The organism is Flavobacterium aquariorum, assembly GCF_003254745.1.
GTDB classification, from domain to species: domain Bacteria; phylum Bacteroidota; class Bacteroidia; order Flavobacteriales; family Flavobacteriaceae; genus Flavobacterium; species Flavobacterium aquariorum.
In genome coordinates, this window is the sequence record NZ_QKXH01000023.1 from 1 (window position 1) to 1,572 (window position 1,572).

The following is a 1,572-nucleotide window of genomic DNA, read 5'->3' on the forward strand; positions in this document are numbered from 1 at the left end:
TGACCCGTCCTGAAATAACTATACAGATTATTAAATAAATCCTAATATAGTTATACAAATATAATTCTTAATCCTAAACTTACTATACAACTGTTTTTTTATGGCTAAATTTTTTATTGTAATTCTTCCATCTTTTCTTTAAGTTCTCTGATTGCAAATGAGCTTGATTTGGGGTTAGGTAATCACAACTTGAATGTGGTCTAAGTTCATTATAAACTTTAATGCTTTTCTTTATCTGGTTGTAGGTTTGTTCAAAACCTAACTGGCTACTATGAAGATTGAACTCTGTCTTGATGATTCCGTTTACGCGTTCCGCCAATGCGTTTTCATAAGGATCTCCATTTTCAGTCATGCTGATTCCAATAGCATTTTTATGCAACAGATTCACATACTGGTGAGAGCAATACTGTGAACCCCTGTCTGAATGGTGAATGATTGGCTCATGATACATCCTGTTTTTTAAAGCCATTTCTAAAGCTTCAATACACCCTTCTGCCATCAGGTCATTACGAAAACAATATCCTATAATCTTTCTGGAATAAGCATCGGTGATTAAACTTAAATAACCCCATTGGTTCGTTAGCCTAATATAAGTTATATCGCTTACCCAAACCTGTTCAGGCCTTGTTACAGGCATGCCCCTGATTAAATTGCTGTATTTACGCATCCAATGCCTAGAGTCGGTTGTGATGGCTTTCCTTTTGCGCTGCCGCACCAATAACTTATGCTCGGAAAGCAAATCAAAAAGATAATCCCTGCCTATTTTTATCTTGTGTGATTCCAATGAGGATTGTAGAAGATAGTGCAGTTTACGGGTGCCAATCCTTGGCAGATCATTACGCACTGCAATGACTTCCTGAAGAATAATATCTTCCCTGACCAAGCTATTTTCTTTTCGCCATAAAGCGTCATAGTACGCATGTCTTGTTTTGCCAAACAGCCTGCATAACACACCTATCCCTGACTTGGGATAGTCATGTTTCATTTTGAGGACTGCTTGGCACCAGACTTTTTTCTGATCTCAATTTTAAGCTGCTCCTCGGCTACATCGATAAGCGTGTTGAGTGCCTTGATTTTCAGTTCTGCTTCCTCTAATGCCTTTTGTAGAGCTTCAGCTTGTGCAGCGCTGAATGGTTTGGTTTTTTTAGCCATTACTGGTTCGGTTATAATACAAAGTTCGACTTTTTCTGTTTTGTATTGCGCCAGCCAGTTCCGGATTATTTTTTCATTTTTTACACCATAGGCAGTTTGCGCCTCTTTTATACTCATGCGACCTTGCTCTATGGCTGCTACAACTGTCCTTTTTTGCAGGTTAGTATAACTTTTTCGCTTAATGTTTTGCTGATAATTCATAGATCCATATTTACGCATCCAATTATGCAGGCAACTTTTGCCTAATTCGTAAATACGGTTAGCTTCCTTGCGGGGAAGACCTGCTTCCACTTCCTTTACCACTTTTAAAATCAACCTTTGGTCATAATGACTTTGCTTACGATCGCGGACAGCATAAACGTCCTGTTCCTTGTATTCCATACACTCGTGAATTGTGTATAGCTATTTCAGGACAAGACA

2 protein-coding genes are annotated in these 1,572 nt (G+C 38.5%); both read right to left on the reverse strand.

Going from position 1 to position 1,572, the window contains the following annotated elements:
* Positions 1 to 82 precede the first annotated feature (82 nt).
* Positions 83 to 985 (reverse strand): IS3 family transposase, encoded by a 903-nt coding sequence (locus DOS84_RS18805; RefSeq protein WP_111411646.1) that lies wholly within the window; start codon positions 983 to 985, stop codon positions 83 to 85.
* The gene (locus DOS84_RS18810; RefSeq protein WP_111411647.1) at positions 982 to 1,533 is read right to left on the reverse strand and encodes a hypothetical protein; all 552 of its coding nucleotides are present in this window, start codon (positions 1,531 to 1,533) and stop codon (positions 982 to 984) included. Before DOS84_RS18810 ends, DOS84_RS18805 begins: the two co-directional genes overlap by 4 nt.
* Positions 1,534 to 1,572: the final 39 nt, after the last annotated feature.